Raw genomic sequence first — 24,006 nt, 5'->3', positions numbered from 1 at the left:
TTAACAATTTACATGTTCGATATTCAAAATGCACTTCGTTAACAATTACATAACTTATAAAGTACGTCCCAATGCTTTGAAAAATAATTCTGACTGAAGTCTTTCACCCAGTGTTTGCTCGCCTACGCGCTGAGCAAGTGCAGCGTCGACAGGTTCTAGAGTGATACCCGAGGACATGGCAAGCACCTGCATCATGCAAGCGCGCTCAAGAAAATAAAGATCATCGTAGGCATAATCGATGCGTTCACCGCACACCACGACACCATGATTACCCAAGAAGACGACGTCCGCACCTTGCATGGCATGAGCAATGCGTTCGCCCTCACCCACATCAAGTGCCAGACCGTTGTAGTGCGCATCAACTGCAACACGACCATGAAAGCGCATCGCGTTTTGTGAGAGAGTCGTGTCGAGCGCGCGCTGACGCGTCAATGTCAGCGCCGTGGCATAAGGCATATGTGTATGCAAGACGCACGTTTTTTTAGCGATTCTGTGTACCGCGGCATGTATATACATTGCCGTGGGTTCGACAGGATGTTTGCCCGCCAGAATCTCGCCATGTTCATCGATCATCACGATGTCCTCCGCCTGAATTTCGCTCCACAACAGGCCTCTAGGATTGAGTAGAAAACGACCACTATCATCTGGAATCTCCACGCTGAAGTGATTGCATACGCCCTCAGACAAACCATGGTGAGCAGCGGCCCGTAACGCCAGGGCCAAGTCCTTGCGTAATGCACGTATCGAAGGCGAATCGAAATCCTCTTCATGCATGTTTGTTGTCATGAGGTTTCTCCATATTGATGTTTAGTTAGCGATGATGGTTTATGAGGTTATTGACTAAATGTTGAAGCTCGAAACGGTCATGATGCGCGCTCAAGCGCACGCTCAATATAATCACTTGCGACAGTCGTGCGAGGTACCTTAAAAGAAAACCAACTTCGGACGTCCTCATCTAACCCGATACCGTGCATGTAGTTATAAATAGCTTTGCGCAATCCGACTCCCAACGCTGCATGATCGACATTGGTCGGATCGATGAAACCAACGTCATTCTTTGCGAAACTTACCGGAGATAACGGGGTGAGTGTGACGCCATATTCTTCGGGGTTGAGTCCGACAGGAGAGTGTACGGTGCAAGTAAAGCGGTGAAAAAAACCACTCTGCATACACCCGTTTGCAAACAACTGTCGAACATACTCAAGTGCGTCGACCGTGTCGCGCACCGTTTGAGTCGGAAAACCGTACATTAGATAGGCATGAACCAACACACCCGCATCACTAAAGGCACGGGTCACACGCGCAACCTGATCGACAGAGACCCCTTTTTTCATGAGGTTCAACAATCGATCAGACGCGACTTCGAGTCCGCCTGAGACGGCGATACATCCACTTTGAGCGAGTAACTGACAGAGTTCGGGAGTGAAGGTTTTTTCAAACCGAATATTGCCCCACCAAGAAATATTGAGATTACGCTTGATCAATTCCAGGGCAAGCGATTTAAGAGCCTTTGGCGGTGCGGCCTCGTCCACGAAATGAAACCCAGTCTGTCCCGTTTCTCGGACAATCGATTCAATACGATCGGCTAGTACTTGTGCGGATGCAGTTTCGTAACGTCCGATGTAATCCAAACTGACATCACAAAAGCTACATTTCTTCCAATAGCAGCCATGAGCAACAGTCAGTTTATTCCACCGCCCGTCGCTCCATAGCCGGTGCATGGGATTGAGCATGTCTAATAATGACAAATAATCAGCGAGCGGCAATCCATCCCAAGTTGGCGTACCAACCTCCTCAAAAGGCACCTCGGGCTCGACCATATTGACGTAGCGTACCTGTCCGGACTCAGGATCCCGTAAAAATGTTCTAACCAGCCTTTGTCGTGAGCGCTTTCCGGTTAAATGATCAAGCAAAGCAAGCAAGGGACGCTCACCCGCATCTAGGGTCACATAGTCAACGAAATCAAAAACTTTCGGCTCACTGAGCTCGCGGAGCTCTGTATTGACGAACCCTCCACCCAAGACTATTTTGATATCCGGGTAATGGGATTTAATAGTCTGTGCAATCCTGAAGGCAGCGTAAACCGTTCCGGGAAAAGGAACGGAGAGCAACACGACAGTCGGGCGATGACGGGCAATAGACTCGAGCGTCAATTGCTCGAGATACTCATCGACAAGCGTTTGAGGCGCAGCCAAGGCCAGCGCTAATGGTTCAAACGTTGCTTGGCTCGCTGCGAGCGACTCGCCGTAGCGAACAAACTCAAACCGTTGATCGGCCGCCTCGCGTAAAACATCGGCCAAGTCATTGAGATACAAAGTGGCAAGATGTTTGGCGCGATCCTGCATACCCAACGCACCAAACGCCCAGCCTAAGGGATCTCCAGTTTCATCATCAACATAGGCGTCCAGGGACGCAAAACGCGGTCCCTCTGGCAAATATTGCCGGCTCACAATGCGGTGTGCCAGAGTCGAATCCCTACCTTGCAAAAATGCGATGACCGCTTGAATGGTGTTGAGATATTGAGCACGCTGCTCTGCAAAAGACTGCAGAACAAGACTGCGTTTTCGTGGCGCGATACGATCTACCAAACTTGCAACCTGCTCTAGGCCCTCTGCACTCAATAAACGCAACACAAGCTTGAGAGCGAGATCCTCTTGCACAGCATCAATTTGTCGCGCACGCAAAAAACCAGTTAAGTAAGCAGTAGAGGGATAAGGCGTGTTCAGCTGCGTCATCGGAGGGATGACGGATAACACACGCAAAGTCGCCAAGCTGGCAATAGACATAATCAAATAACCCTCAGAGGCGCTCAGTATAAGTGGAAATCCCCATGGCTTCTTCTGCCCTTGCCTAGGCTTGATTAGAGTTTATTCAATTAAATCAATGACCTATAGACAATCGTATAATTCCTAGCTATTCAATCGCACGCATCAACGACTGACAGGACAGAGCATGGAGTTAAAAAATATCGCAGAGCTGCAAAAAGCGAGCAGCCGCGCTCAAAAAGAAATCTTCAAGCTCGGAATGGGACTTTTGTTTGTCTTGGCGATCATGCTCTACACGACGCTCAAGCTTGAAGTCTCCGGCAACCAGGGATCCATCATGATCATCGCTGCCATGATCGCGGGATACATGGCCATGAACATTGGCGCAAATGATGTAGCGAATAATGTGGCGCCAGCTGTTGGCTCAAAATCGCTCACAATGACTTGGGCCATCATCATCGCAGCTATTTTTGAAATGATGGGAGCCTTAATTGCCGGAGGCGATGTAGTCTCGACAATTCGCGGTGGCATTATTGATCAAAAATTGATCTCAGATGGCAACCGCTTTATATGGGTCATGACCTCTGCCCTACTGGCAGGCGCACTTTGGCTGAACTTTGCAACAATGGTTGGAGCGCCAGTATCAACTACGCATTCAATCGTGGGAGCGGTGCTGGGGGCTGGCCTGGCTGCGGGGGGCTTGGATGTTGTGAATTGGCCCGTCATGACTGGCATCGTATTGAGTTGGGTCGTATCGCCCGTATTAGGTGGACTTGTCGCTGCTGGTTTTCTCTATTGGATCAAGCGCTCCATCACCTATCAGCCGGACATGATCTCGGCAGCTAAAAAAACCGTTCCGCTTTTAATCGGAATTATGTCTTTTGCCTTTACAACTTATCTGATTTTGAAAGGCTTCAACAAAATTTGGAAAGTTGATTTTTGGCTTGCATGCGTGATTGGAATCGTGATTGGTACTCTAACCTGGTTGGTCGTTCGCCCTCTCGTCAACCATCGCGCAAAAACCATTGAACCCAATAAGGCTGGCATTAACTCTCTCTTTACAGTTCCGCTCATTTTTTCAGCTGCGTTACTGAGTTTTGCGCATGGCGCGAATGATGTAGCCAATGCAGTGGGCCCGCTGGCTGCGATTGTGGACACAGTGATGCAAGGCAATGTCTCGAGCAAAGCTGAGATCCCAATCTGGGTGATGGTCTTGGGCGCTCTGGGTATTTCGTTAGGCCTGACACTCTATGGACCAAAACTGATACGAACAGTAGGAGGAGAAATTACCGAGCTCGATCAAATGCGGGCTTTTTGTATCGCCATGTCAGCATCCTTGACTGTTATTGTCGCCTCTCAACTTGGTTTGCCAGTCAGCTCGACGCATATCGCGATCGGCGGTATTTTTGGAGTTGGTTTTTTACGTGAGCGTCTCAAAAAACAGTACTCAAGAATGGTTGAGCACATTCGTCTTCATCACTCAGGCGAGGATAAGGAGCTTGTTGAACAATACCTAGTTAAATTTACTCAGGCCGACATTGCAGCCAAAAAGCTTATGCTCAAACAACTCAAAATCAATGAGGCCGAGGTTTTGCTTTCAAAGAAAGAGCGCAAAAAAATGAAGCGCGTCTACCGCGAAGAGCTGGTCAAACGCTCCGCCGTTTATAAGATATTCGCAGCATGGATTATTACGGTGCCTGCATCTGCTTTGATGGCCGCTGGGATTTTTTATTTAGTGATGCTGAGCGCTGCAGGCTAGGCAAATGAGTTTTAAATATCTCTTATTCGCCTTAGTTTTAGCAGGCATCGCACACTCCGATCAGGCTAAAGCAGCAAGCTTTGATTGCCAGAAGGCACGCACAAACATGGAGCGAACGATTTGCTCCAGCCCTGCCCTTTCAACGCTTGATGAAACGCTCTCCTTGGCTTACAAAACTGCTCGGGCCAAGCTTTCCTCAACAGCCCAAACCACGCTTGTTTCCAGTCAACGCTCCTGGCTTCGATTCATTGGGACTTATTGCTTGATAGATACCCAAGCTGCAGCGGTATCACAACGCGAAGCGACAGATTGCCTATTACACGCCTACCAGTTACGCATAAAAGAGCTCAACGACACAGGAAAAATCGTTGCGGGTTTTAAAACATTCACAGCAATAGACAATCACATCCGAGTGACCAAAGCTCAAGATGCCGTCTATGTCATTGAAAGGAAATTTATCCAAGTTGACGACACAACAGATACAGGACGCAACTTGAATGCTTATTTAGGCTTTGCAAACCAGCCTGAACTTCCCGCAGGCAGAGGAACTGAAAGTTTTGATACACAGGTTTCCAGAGTATCTGCAGACTGGCTTCTCAAACAAACACACATTGAACTATTTACTGGTGCCTATCCATCCAGTCAAACTGAATGTGGGATTTACTCTCTTTCAAAAGAGCGGCCATTAAAAATCGGAGATATTTTTCAATCCGGAGAATGGTCAGCGATCATGGAGCGCGCTGTCAGACAGCACTTCGAGCAACTTGCAAAAACAGAAAAAGAGTTTGACCCAAGCCTGGTGTCCGGATTGGAATCAATCCATCAACCTGAGACAAGCCCCTTTTCTTTTTGTTTCACTGCAAAGGGGATTGAGTTATCTGGCTTTCTCCCCCATGTCATCAGAAATTTTGATGGCGTCACAATAAGTTGGCGACTCCTACAAAAAACGCTGACACCTTATGCCGTGCAGCAAGTGAATCAATGATTTAAATTAGGCTTTAGTTTAAGAAGAATAGATTAAAGTCTCCAAATATAAAAACTCAAAGCCTAAGCAACGGGCAAGCAGTCAGGAATCACTAGAATATGTCTCTTACGCAGTATGTCGCTTTTATTTCTATCGCGTTAATCGCCGCCTTTTGCCAAAACCTGACCGGTTTTGCGTTTGGATTGATTTTGGTAGGCTTGACGGGCGCGCTACAAATTATCTCCATTGCAGATGCCGCCAATATCGCTTGCATACTTTCCATTGCCAACAACGTTGTTTATCTGAGCAAGTCTCCACGGTTGACCACAGGGCCCCTGTTAAAGCCTATGCTGATCACGAGCATGATAGGACTCGTGTTGGGATTTATCTCATTGTCCTGGTTTACTGACAACGGGATCAATACCTTGCGACTCATTCTTGGAGTATGCATATTCGCCTCGGCCATTGCGTTGTTTATGATCAATACCAACAAGCGCAAAACGTCCGGCAAATACTCAACAATGACGGCTGGATTTTTGACCGGCATTCTTGGTGGCATGTTCGCCACGCCCGGACCACCACTGGTCTATCATTTATACAGCCAGCCTCTCGACAAAGACCTGGTTCGACACTATCTTTTCATTGTTTTTAGTCTGACCTCTGCCGCGAGACTGGTCATTGCACTTTTGACAGGCGAGCTCACTATGAATGCAGTCATTTTGTCCGCAATCGCCTTTCCAGCCATTACCATCGCAACAATTTTGCAAATTAAACATCCAATTAATCTCAGCCGCAGAGTGGCACAGTTGCTGGTGACAGCTCTGCTTTTAGCGACGGGACTTGGACTGATGTACTCCTCATTTAAAACGATACTGGACTAACATGAAAATACTTGTCGCCAGGCTGAACCACGAAACAAACACCTTCTCCCCTATCGCCACACCACTGAAATCTTTTGGCGACCAAGGTCCGTTGTATGGAGAGGAGGCGTACCTGGCGTCAAAAAACACGCGCACTGGGATTGCCGCCTTTATCGATGTGCTTGAACAGGCAGGCCACGAGGTTGTGGTCGCCTGTAGCGCGACAGCCAACCCCAGCGGTACAGTTAACGCCCAAGCCTATACACATCTGAGCGATACGATTGTCTCCGCCGCGCAAGGCTGTGATGCTGTGGCTCTAGATTTGCACGGTGCAATGGTCGCTGAAAACTCTGAAGACGGCGAAGGTGATTTGCTGGAGCGTGTACGAGCAGCACTTCCCCATGCGCCAATTGCTGTTGCGCTCGATCTGCACGGCAAAATGACTGAAAAAATCATTAATAACAGCGATATCGTCATCAGTTTTAAAACTTATCCGCATGTCGACATGTATGAAACCGGCGCGCACGCGGGACGTCTGCTTGTTGACATGATCAATCAGCGCATCAAGCCAACTCTGGCTTGGCGCAGATTACCTTTGATCCTGAACACACTGTGCAGTCGCACAGATATTGGCCCCATGCACGCAGCGGTCGAACTCGCCCGCGCTGCAGAAGCAGAAGGTATGTTGGGTGTATCCGTTTTGGCAGGCTTTGCGCTTGCAGACATCGCTGCCCCCTGCATTAGCGTTGTTGTGGTGAGTGACAACGATGCTGCGGCTGCAGAGGCGGTCGCCCAGCGGATCGCCGAATTCATTTGGTCTAGACGCAGCGACTTCATCTATAAAAATGAACCCTTGGCGACATCGATTGGACGAGCCAAAGAAATTGCCGCGCAACCCGGAAAAGGCCCGGTATTACTGCTCGATCATGGCGACAATTGCATGTCGGGCGGAACATGTGATGATATGAACGTTTTACACGAGGCCCTCAAACAAGGCCTCGAGGATATCGTAGTGGGGCCGATCTGCGACCCGGAAGCTGTTGCACAAATCATCCAAGCGGGGCTTCATGCAACAGTTAGCTTGCCCGTTGGAGATAAAGTGCCTCTTACCCAATTGGGCGTAACGAATCCACCCAGAATGCTGACAGGAGTGGTCTCAGCAATCTCGGACGGTCAATATGTCGTTTCAGGTCCCACTTACACTGGGCAACGCATCCACATGGGGCGCACGGTATGCCTTGACCTCCCTCAGGCAAAAGTCATGATCACCGAGACACCCCAGGAACATTGGGATCTGGGTATTTTTTCGCATATCGGGATCGATGCACCCAGTCACCGCTTTATTTTGCTGAAGTCGCGCATGTATTGCAGACCGGTTTTTGTTCCGATCGCCAAAGCACTCGTCGAGTGTGATGGTGGTGGTGTAACAGGCGCTGACTATTCTCGCTTTCCATACAAAAAGCTTACCAGACCCGTGTACCCATTCGATGCGGACACTCATTGGTCTTAACCTTAAATTAAATCCAGTCATTCAGGGCGCCAATTTAAATGACGCCCTGATGTTGAGTTAATTCAATTTGCTTTATTTATTGTGCTCAGCCGCGATGTATCGCGTCTCACCACTCTCGGTCAACGTACGTGTCGCCATCGGTGAAGCGTAGGTCCAGAGAATTTTCATCCCCTGCGTACTGGACTTGTTACGGAACCTGTGAGAGACGTTGGGTGGTATCCAAGTTGTGTCATGCGCTTTGACTTCATGAACCTCACCAGCGATGTCCAGGTATGCCTCACCCTCAAGCAAGATCACGCTCTCTTCGCAGTTATGGCTGTGAAAAGGAATTTCGGCGCCTGGCCCAAACTCCGTGATTCCGTTGATAAAAGCTTTAGCACCAGTCGCAGCGGTCACAAGAGGAATCGTCTTGGCACCACCGCCCCGATCATGGCTCTTGATTTGATCTGGACGCAACACAGCATGTTTTAAAGTTTCAGCCATTATTAAACCCCTATTTACTCAGCTTTGATATTGTTGTCTTTGATGACCTTACCGTAAAGCTCGTATTGCTTCTTCAAAGCCTCCTCAAACTCGGCTGGCGTCGTTCCGCGAATCGTGATCCCAAGCTTGGCAAAACGTTCACGTGTGTCAGGATTATCCATCGCTTTGCGGGCTTCTGCGGAAAGCTTTTCTACAATCGCCTTAGGCGTTTTGGCGGGTGCAACCATGGCAGCCCAAGAGTTAAAAAAGAATCCCGGAAAAACGGACTGATCGATTGTAGGCACCCCGGCAAACTGGTCCAAGGGTTTGGGTGTCGAAAGCGCCAATAAACGCAACTTGCCTCCATTGATCAACGCGGCAACGGTCCCTAAACCTTGGAACGACACATCAACCTCTCCAGCTGCCGCGCCAACGGCCGCTTGCGTTGCGCCTTTATAAGGCACATGGACAAGTTTGACACCTGCACGCTGCATCAATAGAGCCATAGCAAGATGCTGAGGACTCCCCACGCCACCCGATCCAAAAGTCAACTTATCGGGATTTGCCTTGGCAAACTTGACCAAGTCCTCGAGTGTTTTGAACTGTGAATCGGCTTTCACCACCACACCCCATTCGATTGTGCCGATCAAAGAAATCGGGGCGAAGTCCTTTAGGGTGTTGAACGTTGTATTGGGATTGATGTGCGGCACCATTGTCAGCACACTGTCATTGACGCCGCCGATCGTGTAGCCATCGGCAGGCATTTTGAGCATGCGATCTGCGCCGATCAGGCCGGAGGATCCTGGCACGTTTTCGATCACAATCGGTTGGCCCATACTTGTGGCCATATTTTGCGCAACCAATCGCAACGCGTTATCCACCGCACTACCCGTCGCCAATGGAATAATCATCCGGATAGGTTTATCAGGATAATTCGCTTGCGCCATTACACCCATAGAGGCAACTGTTAGCGCCGCAGCTTGTGCGAACAAGGCAATCTTTTTAAAAACCCTCATTGTCTTCTCCAGAAAATATATAAGCCACTTATTCAATCAAAGCAGGTATTCCCAGGTCGCGAGATAGCAAGCCCAGTTCCTTTACTACTCCAGCTGCAATCGGTATTCCGTGTTCCGCATAATCCATCCGCCGGGCATGGCTTTGTTCTCCGGGTAACCATATCCGGTCAACATTGGGTAATCGTTGCGAAGCTTTAATGTCACGTATCAGAGTATCGATCGCGGATTTGAACACCTCTGCACCGCCAAAGGCCGCGAGATTCAACACCAAAATAGCCTGCCCGGTATTGGTTGGCGTAACGTGATCTTTGTTGAAATCAATCACATCCTTACCCATCGCCGCACCTTGCAAGGTACCAGCCAAAATGCCAACAATCAGTGCTAACCCATAGCCTTTGTAGCCTCCTATCGGGAGCAAAAACCCCTCCTCGGAGCGCGCAGGATCGAGCAGTGGTTGACCTTGACGGTCAATCATCCAGCCCTCAGGCATCATCTGCCCCGCTTTCGCCTTGGCTTTAACCTTTCCATAGGCTGCAACAGTCGTCGCCATATCCAAGACAATCGGATTCTCCTTGCCTGAAGGAATACCCGCAGCAATGGGATTCGTCGACAACAACATATCCATCCCCCCCCACGGAGGTAGGTGATTGGCATTACCCACTGCAAAGTAAAGTCCGATCATGTCGTGTTTGACAGGCATCGTGGCGTAAAGCGAAGCCGGACCCGCATGATTGCTTCGTCTGGTCCCGACCCAGGCAACACCTTGCGTGCGTGCTTTCTCAATCGCCAAGTCCACTGCATGAGAAACAACCAGATGCCCCATACCATTATCGCCGTCAACGACGGCAACAGCCTGGGCGGAGGAATGCGCTTCGATCTTTGGATGCTTGTTGATCCCACCCGCTAATATCCGCTTGACGTACTGAGGTAAGCGAATCACACCGTGGCCGTCAGAACCCTGCAGATCAGCACTAGCCATCAAACGCGCGATTTTTTTTGAGTCTTGCTCAGGCAAGCCCACCGCAACAAAAGCACGTGCAATAAATTCGCACAGTGCGTCGAAGTGAACTAATACTGAATTGTTATGCATTGTGATGTGTCCAACTTATCCATTCGCTCAAAAAAATAGGCAAATGTAATTAAATATCTAACTTAATTTATGATTGTAAAAATCAAGGTCAAACAAGTCCAATATCAAATTATCAATTTGCCATATCATTTTGCTATATCAACGTCATGAATAATCTAAAAGCACTACGCTATTTTGTCGCCGTGGTGGATGCGGGTAGCATTACTGCAGCCGCGAATGTCGTTGCGATCGCCCAACCAGCGTTGACCCGCCAGATCAGAGAGCTTGAAGAAGACTTTGGCACGCTCTTGCTGCAGCGCTTACCCAGAGGGGTTTGCATGACCGCAGCCGGTGTCACGCTTTATGAGTCCGCACAGCGTATCCTGGCGGAAGCCGATCGGGTCAGTTTAAATTTACGCGAAGGCCTGCATCGAACAACGAGCGTGAGCCTAGGTGTGCCGCCCACACTGGGAAGAGTCCTATTGCCAGGTCTTTTTGAGAGCTGCCTGCAGCTGCCTGGCGCACGTCCCATGCGTGCACGAGAGGCATTTACGCCTGCACTGCTTGAATGGCTCGGGCGTGGAATCATTGATATGGCAATCGTGACCAATCCTCCACCCGGTCGAAAATTTTTACTCAGGCCTTTGATAAACGAGCCGTTTGCACTGATTTCACCGAACAGAAAAGGTCAGGCACAAACTATTCAAATCGACCAAGTCGCACAACTACCTGTGCTGATGACCAGCCTGCATCATGGCATCGTGGATCAACAGTTACGCGCCCTCAATTTAAATCTGAAAATCGAAGGGATTATCGACTCGGTTGATGCCATCAGAGAGCTTGTGCTCAGGCGTGGCCATTCCACCATCATGCCAGTCTCTGTTTTTAAAGACGATCTGGAAAATAGCACTATTCAAATTAGTCAGATAGCAGGTGTACAACTCAGCAGGACGCTCGTACTCGCTCAGAGACGCGACCGTGACAAAAAGATTGACTACGATATGGTGGAGCAGTTGATTGACTCAGAGTTTTCGCGGCTAGAGAGGCTCGGTGCCTTTGGTTTGCACGGCATACGTTTGTAACAAAATCTCACAAATAATAATAATTCTCATTCGTGTTAGATTGCATTGTTTTTCTTAAACAATGTCAGTCATGTTTGATCCATGTCCACTTGTCTTGAGCCCAACAGGCCAGTCTGGTCTGCGCTTCAAAGTCATCATCTTTTCAATTGTGCTCCTTGCGCATGGAGTGGCGCTTGGATTCGCATGGATGCATCGCACGCAACGACAGGAACAAAAAACACATACACCACTCGGAGCGAGCTTTTTTGAATCTTTCTTACTTCAACCTCAACTTGCTGAAGTGACAACCAAGAGCCCCTCTCAAAAATCGGATGAAATCACACCCGCTGTGATCTCTCAGCCCGAAAAATCTCTGCCCGATACAGAATATCAAGTATCCGCATCGAATCAATCGGAACCTGGTGGTGAACAACTCAAAGAAGCGAACAGTTCAAAAAAAGTATCTGTCATAGCGAGTCACCGGCATGCAGTGCCGCAGTCGCACAAGCACGAACCTGACATTTCCAAACCAGCCGGGCTTGCATCTTATCCGCACAACGAGATACCTCCCAGCAGTCATGCTCATTATTCAACGAATCCACAACCACCCTACCCCAAGAAAAGCCGGCGTTTAGGCGAGCAAGGCAAGGTTGTCCTGGCAGTTGAAGTTGATCACGAAGGAAGGGTTTCACAAATCCAACTCAGCCTCTCTAGCGGGTACCCTCGACTCGATCACTCAGCTCTCGAGGCCGTTCGCTCCTGGCAATTTATTCCGGGAAAAAAGGCTGGCACCTCACAGAAAATGTGGGTCACTATTCCTATCAACTTTGTTTTAGAGTGAGTCATGACTGCCCATTTAGCTTTAACCGATTTTTGGTCACAAGGTGACATCATCAGTAATTGTGTAGCGGCGATTTTGATTGCCATGTCAGTGTTAACCTGGACAATTATTCTTTTAAAGGCTCTCGCTCACGCAAGACAAAAGTCCTTCAGCGTACGTATTGAACGATTTTGGCACTCCGCTTCCTTTAGTGCTGGCTTAAAAGCACTTGGACAGCATCGCGACAATGTATTTTTAAATCTCGCTCAAGATGGAATAGAGGCCGTTCAGCACCTTGAACGACCCTCTTGCACGCAAGACTCCACCTCCGAGGGGCATCCCTCTGAAAAACAACTGCACGATCAGCTAGATCTGAGCGACTGGGTCACGCGCGCGTTAAGAAACTCTGTTGAGGGCAGTCTCACACGCCTGCAGTCCGGCTTGACTTTTCTGGCCTCCATTGGCTCAACAGCGCCGTTTATTGGCTTGTTCGGAACGGTGTGGGGCATCTATCACGCACTCGTGAATATAGGCTCTAGCGGACAGACTTCACTGGATCAAGTCGCAGGACCCATAGGAGAAGCCTTAATCATGACTGCTCTCGGACTCGCAGTGGCAATACCTGCAGTACTCGCCTATAACGCGCTTATCAGGACAAACAAGAAGATTGCTGGTGCACTCAACCGCTTTTCCTACGACCTGCATGCCTATCTCGTCACAGGAGCAAGAGTCGAGGCGAAAAAATTTCAGGCGACTGAATAATGAGCATCCAACACGACAACTCCTCACAGGAAATGATGAGTGAAATCAACATGACGCCTTTTGTGGATGTCATGCTGGTACTGCTCATCATTTTTCTTGTGACTCTGCCGCTCGTTCATCAGGCGGTCAATATCGAGCTTCCCAAAGTCACGACACAAAAACTCATCGAACCAACTGAACCTATCAAGATATGGATTAATCATGAAGGCTTATACCTTATGGGCCAAGACATTATCTCTTTGGAATTAATCAAAAACAAACTAGAGCTTGAACGTCAGCGCGATCCAAAATCCGTCGTACTGCTTTATCCAGACAAAGACGCACGCTACGAGACGATTGCCAAGGTATTAGGCAGCATTTACCAGGCGGGTATAGGGAAAATCGGCTTTATCACCCAGCCAAACGATCAAGAATAAGTATTCATCAAAAAGGTCTAAGATATCCCTGTCTGGCACTTAACACATTTCTCTTTTGCGTTCGCCAGACAAAGGATATGAAGTGAAGACTTTTTGGAAAAATCCGCCACGTTTGATCATTGGGTTGGTGGTAGTTGGAATCATTGTTACTGCTGGTATCTTCTGGCAACGTTGGCGCGGGCCTTTGGTGCCTGCTTACCAAATCGAATCAAGCCCCCTAGTACAAATCGTCGTTGCGACTGGCCGAGTGATTTCCGCCTCTCGCGTGCAGATTGGCAGTGAAGTCACCGGCGTTGTTACTGAAAGGCGCGTACAGGAGGGTGACCAAGTATTCGTCAATGACATTTTAGTGATCCTGCGTTCAGATGAGATTTCAGCCAAAGTGCGTGAAGCTCAGGCAGCTTTAGATCAGCTGCGAAACGCCAGACGTCCCCAAGCACAAGCCGCATTAGCGCAAGCAGAATCACAGTTTTTACAAGCGTCTCGCGAAGCCCAGCGCAGACGTGAGCTCTTTCTCATGCAATCCATTTCGCGGGAAGTAAAAGAGCAGTCCGAACACCTAGAAAATACTGCTCGGGCCAATGCCGAGCAAGCCCGTCTGTTAGTCGCGTCGCTCGCCGAAGGTGCATCAGAGGAAACCATCTTGCGCGAACGTCTCCAGTCTGCCAAAGCATCTTTAGAAAAATCCCTTGTCCGGTCGCAGATTGATGGCAAGGTATTAACGCGCAACGTCGAGCCAGGTGATCTGGTTCAACCTGGTCGAGTTTTACTTGAAATCGCACGCACCGGAAAGACAGAAATCTTAGTGCCCTTGGATGAGCGTAATCTAGGTGTACTGCGCCTGGGTCAAGAGGCGCTATGCACGACCGATGCCTACCCCGGCCGTAACTTTAAAGCCCGCGTCAGCTTTATTGCACCCACCGTTGATCCACAACGGGGAACCGTTGATATACGCCTGACCGTCGATCCTGTTCCTGACTTTCTACGCCAGGACATGACTGTCACAGTCAATATTTTGACCGGCCAACGTGCTCAGACGCTTTCAGTTCCAAACGATACGCTCATGCATTCTCAAGGCGAGCGGGCAGAACTCTTTACCGTACTTGATGAAAAAATTCGACGTATTGAGGTTGGCCTTGGTCTGCGAGGACTGGTCATGACTGAAGTCGTTTCTGGACTCAGGGCGGGAGATTGGGTCATGGCTCTTCCGACCGAGAAATCAGCATCGAAAAATGATGCACTACAAGATGGTACACGCGTCAGGATCAAACCGCTCGCCTTACCCTCTTCTGTATCGGAAAGAGATGCAAACACTGGTAAAACAGACCGTAAAGAAACTCCTGTTAAATTCAACTGATGTGGATCGAATCGACAATCGCCCTTAAGTTTTTACGACAAGGGTTCACGCAGACAATCCTTATTCTGGTCGGGATTGCAGTCGGCGTTTCTGTCATTGTCTTCATTACCACGCTTGTCATGGGTTTACAGGCAAACATCGTTGATCGCACCTTGGGCACCCAGTCCCATATTCGTGTTCAGCCTTTTGATGAAGTCAATGTCATACAGCCGGCACCGGAGGGTGTTGTTCAATTGATTCTGGAGGACAAACGTCCTCAGAGACTGCGCTCAATCAATAACTGGCAAGAGGTCATGTTGGCGCTGGAGTCGCTGGAGGACGTCAAAGCCGTCTCACCCGTCATCACGGGCCCTGCTTTTGCAAGACGAGGTGATGTACTGAAGTCGGTCTCGCTCCTAGGTATCGATCCGGTTCGCTATGAAAAAATCATCCCAGTCGAAAAAGACATTATTCGAGGGGAGTTTAGAGTGGGACCGGGCGATGCCGTGATTGGAAAAATACTGGCTGACGACTTGGGATTACGTGTTGGAAACAAAATGCGCCTAGAGGCTGGCCAAGGACGCTCTGCCGTTGTGACGCTTGTAGGTATTTTCGAAATGGGGGTCAGGGAACTCGACTCGCGCTACGTTTATTTGGATATTAAACAGACGCAGTCTTTGCTGGGGCTGTTTGGTGCAATCACACTTCTGGATGTCACTGTTCAAAATTTATTTAAAGCTGAACCAACAGCTAAACGCATCGCGCAACTGACGGGACTCAAATCGGAAAGCTGGATGCAAACCAACGCTCAGCTGATGAATGCGCTGAGCTCACAAAGCTTATCAACCAACATCATCAATTTTTTTGTTGCCCTATCTGTCGCTTTTGGCATTGCAAGCGTACTGGCGATCAGCGTAACGCAAAGAACACGAGAGATCGGAATTTTGCGTGCAATGGGTATCCGTCGCAATCAAATGCTACGTGTTTTTTTATTTCAGGGAGGACTTCTGGGTCTGACAGGCGCATCGATTGGTGTATTGCTGGGTATCGTAATGGTGTGGGCATTTAACACCTTTGGACCAAGGCTTTTTTATATCCCTCTATCGACCGCGCTCATCCCTGTTGTCATGTTCGCTTCCACCCTGACCGGGGTGCTGGCCGCAATGGTTCCCGCTTGGCGCGCCTCTAATCTCAACCCGGTTGTCGCGATCAGATACGTATGAGCGAAAAGAACAGCGAAAAAGATCGCGGTGAAAATGTTCTACGACTAGTGGGTTTGCGAAAGTCGTACAACATCGGCATGCCCACTGAGGTCGAAGTTCTCCACGGCATCGATCTGTCAATTGAGCGCAGTGATTTTGCAGCGCTGGTCGGCCCCTCAGGCTCAGGCAAAAGCACCCTACTCAATCTCATTGGCTTACTCGATCAACCAACAGATGGAGAGCTGTTTTTACTGGGGACCCCCACACGTGAAATGGATGACGAGGCCAGAACATCTTTGCGTGGAAAAGAAATCGGTTTCGTCTTTCAATTCCATCACCTAATCGAGGCATTTAGCGCGATAGAAAATATCCTCATGCCAATCATGGTGAGAGAAGGCAAGCCTACACCCACGCAACAGGATCATGCCAAAGCCCTGCTCGCTCAAGTCGGACTTGAACAATATGCAAACAGCAAGCCTAGTGAACTATCTGGTGGTCAGCAACAGCGCATTGCTATCGCTCGGGCGCTTGTTAGCCGCCCTGCTTTGCTCTTGGCAGATGAGCCTACAGGCAACCTAGACACTAAAACAGCTGACAGCATGTTTGAGCTTTTTCATCATTTCAACACTCAGTTTGGCTGCGCCGTACTGATCGTGACGCACGACCCAAGGCTTTCCGCGTCATGTGACCGAACGATTAAACTAGTGGATGGGGTAATTGACGTAAGTCTTTGATTTTACTGGTGGCGCATCCCTGATTCGAACAGGGGACCTGCGGATTATGATTCCGTCGCTCTAACCGGCTGAGCTAATGCGCCCCAGATAGCCAAAAGTTGAATGAACTTTTAACTAAGAGGCGAAAGTCTAGCATTTTTTTGGACTCTCTGCAGGCCGGAACGTTCTCTCCGTGTCAAAATATCCTGCATAAATTCCACATCCTAAAAACCACAAGAGACGACCAGATGGCAGACATCATCAAAACCTACATGGACCAACCGACTCCCGTCACCATAAAACTACCAGCAGGCGCAACCGACACGCACGTCCATATATTCGGTCCCAACGACAAATTTCCCTATGCTGAAAACCGTGGGTTTACACCGGCTGACGCCCCTAAGGAGACTTTGTTTGCCTTACATAAAAAACTTGGTATCGACCGTTGTGTGATCGTCAACACACTGCTGCATGGGTACGACAATAGTGTGGTCGAAGATGCAATGCGTGCGGCACAGGGACGTTATCTGGGTATTGCCCTCACTCCGGTCGACCTCTCGGATACTGAGCTTAAACGTCTAGCCTCGGTTGGATTTCGCGGCCTGCGATTCCACTTCATGCCCGGCTATAAAATTGACTACACACCCGAACAAGTCGTGGCATTGACCCGCCGACTTGAACCCTTGGGGATGCACCTGCAACTTCAGTTGCATGCCATGCATGCCAAGGAACTCACCCCGCTACTCAAGCAATCCGCTGTGCCTGTTGTCATGGATCATATGGGCCGAGTCGATGCAAGCCTTGGTCTGGAACACGAGCATTTCCAAGCATTTTGTCGCCTCTTGGAATTACCCGGTTTTATGGTCAAAGTCAGTGGCATTGATCGTATCGATGCACAACCACCTTACAAGCTAGGCATTCCTTTTGCCAGACACTTGGTGACGACTTATCCAGACCGTTGCGTCTGGGGCTCGGACTGGCCCCATCCTAATCACACGCATATCCCAGATGATGGAGTGCTCGTGAACGCGCTGGCCCAGATTGCGCCTGAGCAAGCGCTGTTGCAACAGCTGATGGTCGATAATCCCCAGCGTCTCTATCGATTTTCGGCCTAGCTCATCATATCCAGGCAAGTCCGGGCGATCACTTTGGTCGCCCGGCGGAGGTCTTCGAGCTCTAGGCGCTCATCAGGTTGCTTCGCGCGGCTTTCCTCCACCGTGCGCGGACCCGCCCCGTACAACACGACCGGAATGCCTGCCTCACAATACAAGCGGGCATCAGCGTACAGAGGCGTGCCACAAGCCGGAACCTTTTCACCAAACTGTTGTTCGGCGTGGGATTGCAAAGCATTGACCAGCTCCGTGCTGCCAGGAAGCGGTTTGAGAGCACGCGCAAGCAGGATTCTCTTGGTTTCCACTGTGATGCCAGGTATCTGTTTCCAAACCGCGTCAATCGTCTCGCGAATACTTGCCTCGACCTGAGACGGGTCTTCCTCGGGCACCATCCGGCGATCAAGCTTGAGAACGACCTTTCCGGGAATCACATTTGTATTGGTGCCCCCTTGTATCAAGCCGATATTCAGATATGGATGGTTAATCCCTGACACTTGGCTTTTGACTGATTTGTAGGTCTCGTTTAAACCATACAAAGCATTCATAATTTTCACTGCGGCCTGCAAGGCATCCACCCCAGAAGTCGGGACGGCTGCATGGCCCATCTTGCCATTTACTGTGACCTCAAATTGCAAACAACCATTGTGCGCAGTGATGATCTGATAGCTAAAACCCGCAGCAATCGCCAAATCGGGCTTTGTGAGTTTATTTTTCAATAACCAGCCGGGGCCCAGTTCGCCACCAAACTCCTCATCGTAGGTGAAATGCAGCTCAATCCGACCTTTCAAGGGGACACCAAGCGCTTCGAGCGCACGCACGGCAAAAATATAGGTCGAAAAATCACATTTACTCACCGCAGCAGCGCGTCCATAGATGCGTCCGTCATGGACCTCTCCACCATAAGGTGGGTAGGTCCATCCATCTCCGGGAGGCACCACATCGCCATGTGCATTGAGGGCCAGCACTTTGCCGCCAGTTTCGTACTGTCTGTTGACAATCAAGTTTGTGATCGACTCTAAACCAGCGTCGCGAACAACGGACTCCGGAACGGCATGCTGTTCAGCCCGCATGCCAAACGGCTCAATGAGCTTGGCGACGTGCACGGCGTGTGGAGTATTGTTACCGGGAGGCGTATCGGTAGGGACCTGAATCACTGATTGTAAAAACTTGACCTGCTCGTCAAAGTGAGCATCGATCCAATGATCTAGTTTTGAGTAAAGTTCCGAGCGATTGTTATTCATTGTTTAATGAGTCGAAAAGGTTGAGTGACTTTCGAAAGAAATGATTCAGTGTTTAGTTGATTTCGTCTAGTAAAGCTTCAAACGCCCGGGTAGCCAGGGTTGCATCCTCAGCGGTGATTATTTCCAGTGGATTATGACTGATGCCGCGGTTGCCCCCTCGCACAAAAAGCATGGCCTGAGGCATGATGGTATGCATTTTCATTGCATCATGACCGGCACCGCTATTGAGTTTAAAAATGGGCTGACCTATTTTGGCGACCGCACGCTCCCAGCGTGCTTGCCAGGCAGGATCAGAGGGCGCAGCACTCGCTCGCATGACCTCGTTGTACTCAAACTGCACCTGTCTGCGCAAAGCAATGGCCTGGGCCTCCTTGACGATATCCGAGACCAGAGCATCGCGCTGGGGATCCGTCGGCGCACGCATATCCAAGGTAAAGACACATTCGCCAGGTATCACATTAATCGAGCCGCCCGGCACACTGATCTGTCCAACGGTTGCGACAGACCCCTCCTCGCCGCGCGCACGTCGCTCGGCCATCAGACTGATTTCAGCCGCTGCTAACATCGCGTCTTGACGCATCGACATCGGAGTCGTGCCGGCATGCCCCGCTAAGCCAGTTATTTTGCAGGTTGCGCGAACCCCCGCGTTAATCGATGTCACGACACCAAGAGGGAGCGCTTTTTCGCAAAGAACCGGGCCTTGTTCGATGTGGACCTCGACAAAGCCAAGGTATTTATTGGGATCGCGTTTAAGCGACTCGATAGCAGAAAGCGTTCCGGGCAAGCCGGCGGTCTGCATCGCTTGGGCCATCGTAATGCCATCGGCATCAACTTGAGTCAACCAATCAGGATCAAAACTACCCGTCAAGGCCCCGGCTGCCAGAAAAGTCGCACGAAACCGCTGCCCTTCTTCTTCGGAAAAACCAACCACCTCAATCGAAAAAGGCAAGCGTCGCTTTTGTGAAGAAAGGGACTTTACAACAGCGATGGGAATCAGAATGCCGAGCCGGCCGTCATATTTGCCGCCATTGCGAACAGTATCGTAATGTGAACCTGTCAAGAGCGCGGGACTCGCCGGCTGTGTACCGTGATAGACACCGACCACGTTACCCACCGCGTCGACAGAAATCTCATCAAAGCCTGCTTCTTGCATCAGCGACTTTAACTCACCCGCTACTGCCAAATGCGCAGGAGTCAGGTAAGTCACAGTCAGCTGACCTTTTTCAGCCCACCCCGGCTCGCTATGCAGGGCCAAACGCTCTGACCACTGCATAATGTCTTGGCCGACTTCTTGTAAAACAGTCATGTCCAGTCCCTGTAAAAAACGCAGCGCCCGTATCCACCAGGCAACAGCGACAGTTTAATCTGGACTAGGGCATTTTTTAACGACTTAGTAAGACTTGTAAGGTAAAAACTTGCCAGACAACACCACATTCACACGGTCACCTTTGGGGTCAGGCTCGCGTTTAATGTCCATTGAAAAATCGATTGCACTCATAATGCCGTCACCGAACTCCTCGTGAATCAGTTCTTTAATCGTCGTGCCATACACACTCACGATTTCGTACCAGCGATAAATCAGCGGATCTGTTGGCACCGAACTACGCAACGATCCCTTATAAGGGACAACCTGCAAAAGATTGATTGCCTCGGGTGGCAAGTCAAACGTTTTACCAATCACCATCGCCTGAGCCTTTGTCAGAGTCATCTGTCCCATGCATGCCGCAGTGGTCCACTCTTTTGATAATTTGATCTTTTTTGCGACATCCGCCCATTTAAGTCCCTTTTGAACTTTGGCCGAATAAATCAAATCTGTTACGTCTTCGCGTGTCATTGGTTTTGCAACTGCCTTGGAAGCCATGGACTACTCCTTGTCATTAAATAAAAAATTAGAAAACTACGCATCGGCATACGTCTTGGATCGATGGACGAGAAAATCAATTAGATGATTCCGGACCTCATAAAACTTCGGATCATGGTGCATCGTTGCGCGCGTTCGATCCTTGGGCAGAGGATTCGTCACAATCTCGGCCAATACGGCACGGGGTCCGTTACTCATTAGAAAAATTTTGTCTGATAACAAAATAGCCTCGTCCACATCATGCGTAATCATGAAAACAGTTTGTTGTGTTTCGCGCACGATCGTGACGAGCTCATCCTGAATATTGCCTCGCGTGAGCGCATCCAGTGCTCCAAAAGGCTCATCAAGCAGCAACATTTTGGGCTGGATCGCGAATGCGCGTGCAATGCCAACCCTTTGTTTCATACCGCCGGAAAGCTGAGCGGGTTTTTTATCCTCTGAACCAGTCAAATGCACCATATCGATGAATAGCTGCACATGTGCATCGACCTTTTCACGCGACCAGTCAGACCATTTCGAGCGAACAGCGAATGCGATGTTTCCGCGTACTGTCATCCAAGGCATCAATGCATGTGACTGGAAAACGACCCCTCGATCCAAGCTAGGGCCACTGATCTCACGTCCATCGATAAAGGAATGTCCACCAGTAGGCGTCTCGAGTCCAGCCAGAACATTCAAAATCGTGGTCTTACCACAACCAGAATGACCAATAATGCAAACGAACTCGCCGCGATCAATGGTGAAGTTCACATCATCAAAAACCACTAACTCACCTGCACCACCTACGCCAGCGTATGCCTTGCGCAGTCCTTGCACTTGCAAAAAATTTTGCATCTCGCCTCTTCCTCTCAAACTTAATCTTTGTAAGTCACTGCGCGCTGCAAACGCGCGAAACAAAGGTCGAGCAGCATGCCGATCACACCGATCATCAAAACAGCCACCAAAATATTCGCGATCGACAAGTTATTCCACTCGTTCCACACGAAATATCCGATCCCCGTCCCCCCCACTAACATCTCAGCGGCGACAATCACAAGCCATGCTATGCCGATTGAAATGCGCATCCCAGTCATGATGGTTGGCGCTGCAGCAGGCAGAATGACAAAAAAAGCCTTACGAAGCGGACTGACCTCAAGTGTGCGTGAGACATCCACCCACTCTTTACGGACCGAGGCTACGCCAAATGCCGTGTTGATCAGCATTGGCCAGATTGAGCAAATAAAAATCACAAACACAGCTGAAACATTCGAATCCTTCAGCGTGAACAGTGCCAGCGGCATCCATGCAAGTGGCGAAATCGGTTTGAGTACTTGAATAAAGGGATCAAGTGCCTGAAAAAATAGTCGTGACATCCCGATTAAAAAGCCAAGCGGAATGGCAACGAGTGCTGCCAGTCCAAAGCCCAGAGCGACGCGCGAGACAGACCAGGCAAGTTGAATGCCAATCCCTTTATCGTTTGCTCCCCGATCGTAAAAAGGATCAGACAAATGATCTAAAAGCTTGGCGCCCACATCGAGGGGGCCAGGGAAGGTAGATTTTTGCCCAGTGGCCGCTGCGGCCCCGACCAGCTTGGCGTACTCTTCGTCCACCACCTGAACGCCTTGTGTTGGCATCGTCGCAATTTGCCAAAACAGGGCAAAAATCGCGAAGATTAAAGCCGACAAAATCAACGCTCTTGTTCGCTCTCGACCAATCATCCTTAGACCCTCTTAATCGCAAAGCTATTGAGATACTCTTGAGGCTTGCTTGCGTCGAACGGTTTACCCATCACGACAATTTTCTTGCTACCTGGTGCCGCGACAGCCAGACCGGCCTGCTCCATCGCACGTCGCGCATCAGTCGCTAGAAACACATCCTGTGCGATTTTTTGATAATCAACATCGCCCTTTACCTGCCCCCAGCGTTGCATCTGTGTCATGATCCAGACTGCGAAAGACTCCCAGGGCATCGGATCAAAACCAATACGATCAGGTACTTTTTTAACGTTGCCCAAACCGTCCGCGTAAGTACCTGTCAGTACTTGTTCGACGACGGTCAGTGGCTGATTGAGATAATTAGGGGTGTGGATCGCGGCGGCGATTTCCTTTCGGTTTTCAGCTTTTTGTGCATAGGCTGTCGCTTCAACGATCGCCCGTAATAAAGCACTATAGGTATTTGGATTCGCTGTCATGAACTCTTTGCTAGCAGCAAACGCGCAGCAAGGATGCCCATCCCAAAGCTCCTTGGACAAAATGTGGATAAAACCCACACCGTCAAAGACCGCGCGCTGATTCACCGGATCGGGTGCCAAGAAACCATCAATGTTGTCAGCCCTCAAGTTCGCGACCATTTCAGGTGGCGGCACAACACGAATTTGTACGTCTCGATCCGGATCAATACCATTCTCAGCGAGGTAGTAGCGCAGCAAATAATTGTGCATCGAATAGTCGAATGGCACTGCGAATTTAAATCCCTTCCAGTCTTTAGGATTACGCTTATCTTTGTGTTTGACTGCTAGCGTGATAGCCTGCCCGTTGATGTTTTCAATTGCAGGTACTGTGTAGGGCGTTGGTGAAGCACCCGCCCCCATTGAAATAGCGAGCGGCATTGGCGAGAGCATATGCGCGGCATCGTATTCTTTGTTAAGTGCTTTATCACGCACCACCGCCCAGCCAGCGGTTTTGACAACTTCTACGTTAAGCCCCTGCTTTTTATAAAAGCCCATGGGATCCGCCATGATGATCGGTGTCGCGCAGGTAATGGGAATGAAACCAACTTTCAAGTTAATTTTTTCTAACTTGCCACCCTGGGCAAATGCCTCTTTGGCTAGAGCCAATGGAAATATCGATGAAAGCGCAGCCAAAGCTGTCGGTGCACCGACAGCCTGTAAAAAGCGACGGCGCATTTCATCTCGAGGAAATACCGCACGCATGACAGCTTGCTCCACAACGCGCTCTGCGAGACTCTCGGAGGACCGATCTTTCATTTCAGTCAGCGCGGACTGGCTCGCCTCATGCTCTGCCGCAGTGGCATGCTGACCACACGAACAACGCAAACGAAGTTTGGAATCAAACGGATTGGAGAAGATCGACATGTTG

22 protein-coding genes, 1 tRNA gene and 1 pseudogene are annotated in these 24,006 nt (G+C 49.7%); 12 read left to right on the top strand and 12 right to left on the bottom strand.

From position 1 onward, the window contains the following. Positions 1-54: 54 nt before the first annotated feature. A complete protein-coding gene (locus tag QWY27_RS01845; protein ID WP_290194170.1) occupies positions 55-786 on the bottom strand; it encodes an aldolase in 732 nt (243 codons plus the stop codon). A gap of 77 nt (positions 787-863) precedes the next feature. Further along, positions 864-2,786, bottom strand: coding sequence for a B12-binding domain-containing radical SAM protein (locus QWY27_RS01840; RefSeq protein WP_290194169.1), 1,923 nt, complete (start codon positions 2,784-2,786; stop codon positions 864-866). Between the two features lie 166 nt (positions 2,787-2,952). Between QWY27_RS01840 and QWY27_RS01835 the strand changes: the two genes are divergently transcribed. The 4 genes from QWY27_RS01835 to QWY27_RS01820 all read left to right on the top strand — a co-directional run bounded on the left by QWY27_RS01835 (position 2,953) and on the right by QWY27_RS01820 (position 7,858). Beyond that, positions 2,953-4,524, top strand: a complete 1,572-nt coding sequence (locus QWY27_RS01835) for an inorganic phosphate transporter (protein ID WP_290194167.1) — start codon at positions 2,953-2,955, stop codon at positions 4,522-4,524. A 4-nt stretch (positions 4,525-4,528) separates the two neighbouring features. Then, a complete protein-coding gene (locus QWY27_RS01830; RefSeq protein ID WP_290194165.1) occupies positions 4,529-5,509 on the top strand; it encodes a lysozyme inhibitor LprI family protein in 981 nt (326 codons plus the stop codon). A 98-nt stretch (positions 5,510-5,607) separates the two neighbouring features. Next, positions 5,608-6,369: a sulfite exporter TauE/SafE family protein gene (locus QWY27_RS01825; protein ID WP_290194163.1), complete on the top strand. Its 762-nt coding sequence runs from the start codon at positions 5,608-5,610 to the stop codon at positions 6,367-6,369. A gap of 1 nt (position 6,370) precedes the next feature. Beyond that, positions 6,371-7,858, top strand: coding sequence for a M81 family metallopeptidase (locus tag QWY27_RS01820; RefSeq protein ID WP_290194161.1), 1,488 nt, complete (start codon positions 6,371-6,373; stop codon positions 7,856-7,858). 72 nt (positions 7,859-7,930) lie between these two features. On the opposite strand, the gene QWY27_RS01815 is transcribed toward QWY27_RS01820, so the two are convergent. Genes QWY27_RS01815 through QWY27_RS01805 form a run of 3 tightly spaced genes read right to left on the bottom strand, consistent with a single transcriptional unit; the run spans position 7,931 to position 10,426 of the window. Continuing rightward, entirely contained in the window at positions 7,931-8,341 is a 411-nt protein-coding gene (locus tag QWY27_RS01815) for a cupin domain-containing protein (protein WP_290194159.1), read from the bottom strand. Positions 8,342-8,355: 14 nt separating this feature from the next. Next, on the bottom strand, positions 8,356-9,336 hold the full coding sequence (locus QWY27_RS01810) for a Bug family tripartite tricarboxylate transporter substrate binding protein (RefSeq protein ID WP_290194157.1): 981 nt from the start codon (positions 9,334-9,336) through the stop codon (positions 8,356-8,358). A gap of 28 nt (positions 9,337-9,364) precedes the next feature. Then, complete coding sequence (locus tag QWY27_RS01805) at positions 9,365-10,426, bottom strand: Ldh family oxidoreductase (protein WP_290194154.1); 1,062 nt, start codon at positions 10,424-10,426, stop codon at positions 9,365-9,367. A gap of 146 nt (positions 10,427-10,572) precedes the next feature. On the opposite strand from QWY27_RS01805, the gene QWY27_RS01800 reads away from it, so the two are divergent. The 7 genes from QWY27_RS01800 (at position 10,573) to QWY27_RS01770 (ending at position 16,736) form a co-directional block, all read left to right on the top strand. After that, on the top strand, positions 10,573-11,487 hold the full coding sequence (locus tag QWY27_RS01800) for a LysR family transcriptional regulator (protein WP_290194152.1): 915 nt from the start codon (positions 10,573-10,575) through the stop codon (positions 11,485-11,487). Between the two features lie 70 nt (positions 11,488-11,557). After that, positions 11,558-12,307 carry an energy transducer TonB gene (locus tag QWY27_RS01795; protein ID WP_290194151.1) on the top strand — a complete coding sequence of 250 codons (750 nt, stop codon included), beginning with the start codon at positions 11,558-11,560 and terminating at the stop codon, positions 12,305-12,307. 3 nt (positions 12,308-12,310) lie between these two features. Beyond that, positions 12,311-13,048, top strand: coding sequence for a MotA/TolQ/ExbB proton channel family protein (locus QWY27_RS01790; RefSeq protein ID WP_290194149.1), 738 nt, complete (start codon positions 12,311-12,313; stop codon positions 13,046-13,048). Beyond that, positions 13,048-13,464: an ExbD/TolR family protein gene (locus tag QWY27_RS01785; RefSeq protein ID WP_290194147.1), complete on the top strand. Its 417-nt coding sequence runs from the start codon at positions 13,048-13,050 to the stop codon at positions 13,462-13,464. The genes QWY27_RS01790 and QWY27_RS01785 overlap by 1 nt, the downstream gene beginning before the upstream one ends. 82 nt (positions 13,465-13,546) lie before the next feature. Then, positions 13,547-14,821, top strand: a complete 1,275-nt coding sequence (locus QWY27_RS01780) for an efflux RND transporter periplasmic adaptor subunit (protein WP_290194146.1) — start codon at positions 13,547-13,549, stop codon at positions 14,819-14,821. Next, the gene (locus QWY27_RS01775) at positions 14,821-16,023 is read left to right on the top strand and encodes an ABC transporter permease (RefSeq protein WP_290194144.1); all 1,203 of its coding nucleotides are present in this window, start codon (positions 14,821-14,823) and stop codon (positions 16,021-16,023) included. The genes QWY27_RS01780 and QWY27_RS01775 overlap by 1 nt, the downstream gene beginning before the upstream one ends. Further along, entirely contained in the window at positions 16,020-16,736 is a 717-nt protein-coding gene (locus QWY27_RS01770; RefSeq protein WP_290194143.1) for an ABC transporter ATP-binding protein, read from the top strand. The genes QWY27_RS01775 and QWY27_RS01770 overlap by 4 nt, the downstream gene beginning before the upstream one ends. Before the next feature lie 6 nt (positions 16,737-16,742). Here QWY27_RS01770 and QWY27_RS01765 read toward each other — a convergent pair. Further along, a tRNA-Met gene (locus tag QWY27_RS01765) sits at positions 16,743-16,819 on the bottom strand. A gap of 144 nt (positions 16,820-16,963) precedes the next feature. On the opposite strand from QWY27_RS01765, the gene QWY27_RS01760 reads away from it, so the two are divergent. After that, positions 16,964-17,830: an amidohydrolase family protein gene (locus QWY27_RS01760; protein ID WP_290194140.1), complete on the top strand. Its 867-nt coding sequence runs from the start codon at positions 16,964-16,966 to the stop codon at positions 17,828-17,830. Here QWY27_RS01760 and QWY27_RS01755 read toward each other — a convergent pair. The 6 genes and pseudogenes from QWY27_RS01755 to QWY27_RS01730 form a co-directional block, all read right to left on the bottom strand. Then, positions 17,827-19,068: an ArgE/DapE family deacylase gene (locus tag QWY27_RS01755; RefSeq protein WP_290194138.1), complete on the bottom strand. Its 1,242-nt coding sequence runs from the start codon at positions 19,066-19,068 to the stop codon at positions 17,827-17,829. The genes QWY27_RS01760 and QWY27_RS01755 overlap by 4 nt on opposite strands. A gap of 52 nt (positions 19,069-19,120) precedes the next feature. Next, positions 19,121-20,356: pseudogene (locus tag QWY27_RS01750) on the bottom strand (hydantoinase/carbamoylase family amidase); the annotation flags it as partial. A 102-nt stretch (positions 20,357-20,458) separates the two neighbouring features. Next, entirely contained in the window at positions 20,459-20,902 is a 444-nt protein-coding gene (gene cynS / locus QWY27_RS01745) for a cyanase (protein ID WP_290194569.1), read from the bottom strand. Between the two features lie 63 nt (positions 20,903-20,965). Beyond that, on the bottom strand, positions 20,966-21,763 hold the full coding sequence (locus tag QWY27_RS01740; protein WP_290194136.1) for an ABC transporter ATP-binding protein: 798 nt from the start codon (positions 21,761-21,763) through the stop codon (positions 20,966-20,968). Positions 21,764-21,783: 20 nt separating this feature from the next. Beyond that, positions 21,784-22,626, bottom strand: coding sequence for a nitrate ABC transporter permease (ntrB, locus tag QWY27_RS01735; RefSeq protein WP_290194134.1), 843 nt, complete (start codon positions 22,624-22,626; stop codon positions 21,784-21,786). 2 nt (positions 22,627-22,628) lie between these two features. Continuing rightward, positions 22,629-24,002 carry a CmpA/NrtA family ABC transporter substrate-binding protein gene (locus QWY27_RS01730; protein WP_290194132.1) on the bottom strand — a complete coding sequence of 458 codons (1,374 nt, stop codon included), beginning with the start codon at positions 24,000-24,002 and terminating at the stop codon, positions 22,629-22,631. Positions 24,003-24,006 lie beyond the last annotated feature (4 nt).

The sequence above is a fragment of the Zwartia vadi genome, assembly GCF_030410375.1.
Classification (GTDB): Bacteria; Pseudomonadota; Gammaproteobacteria; order Burkholderiales; family Burkholderiaceae_B; genus Zwartia; species Zwartia vadi.
This window is presented reverse-complemented; position numbering and strand designations above follow the sequence as displayed.

Bases quoted from the DNA above. Each gene is read 5' to 3' on its own strand.
- ntrB (WP_290194134.1), bottom strand. From the start codon at position 22,626: ATGATTGGTCGAGAGCGAACAAGAGCGTTGATTTTGTCGGCTTTAATC.
- QWY27_RS01815 (WP_290194159.1), bottom strand. From the start codon at position 8,341: ATGGCTGAAACTTTAAAACATGCTGTGTTGCGTCCAGATCAAATCAAG.
- QWY27_RS01840 (WP_290194169.1), bottom strand. From the start codon at position 2,786: ATGTCTATTGCCAGCTTGGCGACTTTGCGTGTGTTATCCGTCATCCCT.
- QWY27_RS01740 (WP_290194136.1), bottom strand. From the start codon at position 21,763: ATGCAAAATTTTTTGCAAGTGCAAGGACTGCGCAAGGCATACGCTGGC.
- QWY27_RS01760 (WP_290194140.1), top strand. From the start codon at position 16,964: ATGGCAGACATCATCAAAACCTACATGGACCAACCGACTCCCGTCACC.
- QWY27_RS01825 (WP_290194163.1), top strand. From the start codon at position 5,608: ATGTCTCTTACGCAGTATGTCGCTTTTATTTCTATCGCGTTAATCGCC.
- QWY27_RS01795 (WP_290194151.1), top strand. From the start codon at position 11,558: ATGTTTGATCCATGTCCACTTGTCTTGAGCCCAACAGGCCAGTCTGGT.
- QWY27_RS01820 (WP_290194161.1), top strand. From the start codon at position 6,371: ATGAAAATACTTGTCGCCAGGCTGAACCACGAAACAAACACCTTCTCC.
- QWY27_RS01785 (WP_290194147.1), top strand. From the start codon at position 13,048: ATGAGCATCCAACACGACAACTCCTCACAGGAAATGATGAGTGAAATC.
- QWY27_RS01770 (WP_290194143.1), top strand. From the start codon at position 16,020: ATGAGCGAAAAGAACAGCGAAAAAGATCGCGGTGAAAATGTTCTACGA.
- QWY27_RS01790 (WP_290194149.1), top strand. From the start codon at position 12,311: ATGACTGCCCATTTAGCTTTAACCGATTTTTGGTCACAAGGTGACATC.
- QWY27_RS01835 (WP_290194167.1), top strand. From the start codon at position 2,953: ATGGAGTTAAAAAATATCGCAGAGCTGCAAAAAGCGAGCAGCCGCGCT.
- QWY27_RS01830 (WP_290194165.1), top strand. From the start codon at position 4,529: ATGAGTTTTAAATATCTCTTATTCGCCTTAGTTTTAGCAGGCATCGCA.
- cynS (WP_290194569.1), bottom strand. From the start codon at position 20,902: ATGACACGCGAAGACGTAACAGATTTGATTTATTCGGCCAAAGTTCAA.
- QWY27_RS01810 (WP_290194157.1), bottom strand. From the start codon at position 9,336: ATGAGGGTTTTTAAAAAGATTGCCTTGTTCGCACAAGCTGCGGCGCTA.
- QWY27_RS01805 (WP_290194154.1), bottom strand. From the start codon at position 10,426: ATGCATAACAATTCAGTATTAGTTCACTTCGACGCACTGTGCGAATTT.
- QWY27_RS01755 (WP_290194138.1), bottom strand. From the start codon at position 19,068: ATGAATAACAATCGCTCGGAACTTTACTCAAAACTAGATCATTGGATC.
- QWY27_RS01800 (WP_290194152.1), top strand. From the start codon at position 10,573: ATGAATAATCTAAAAGCACTACGCTATTTTGTCGCCGTGGTGGATGCG.
- QWY27_RS01845 (WP_290194170.1), bottom strand. From the start codon at position 786: ATGACAACAAACATGCATGAAGAGGATTTCGATTCGCCTTCGATACGT.
- QWY27_RS01730 (WP_290194132.1), bottom strand. From the start codon at position 24,002: ATGTCGATCTTCTCCAATCCGTTTGATTCCAAACTTCGTTTGCGTTGT.
- QWY27_RS01775 (WP_290194144.1), top strand. From the start codon at position 14,821: ATGTGGATCGAATCGACAATCGCCCTTAAGTTTTTACGACAAGGGTTC.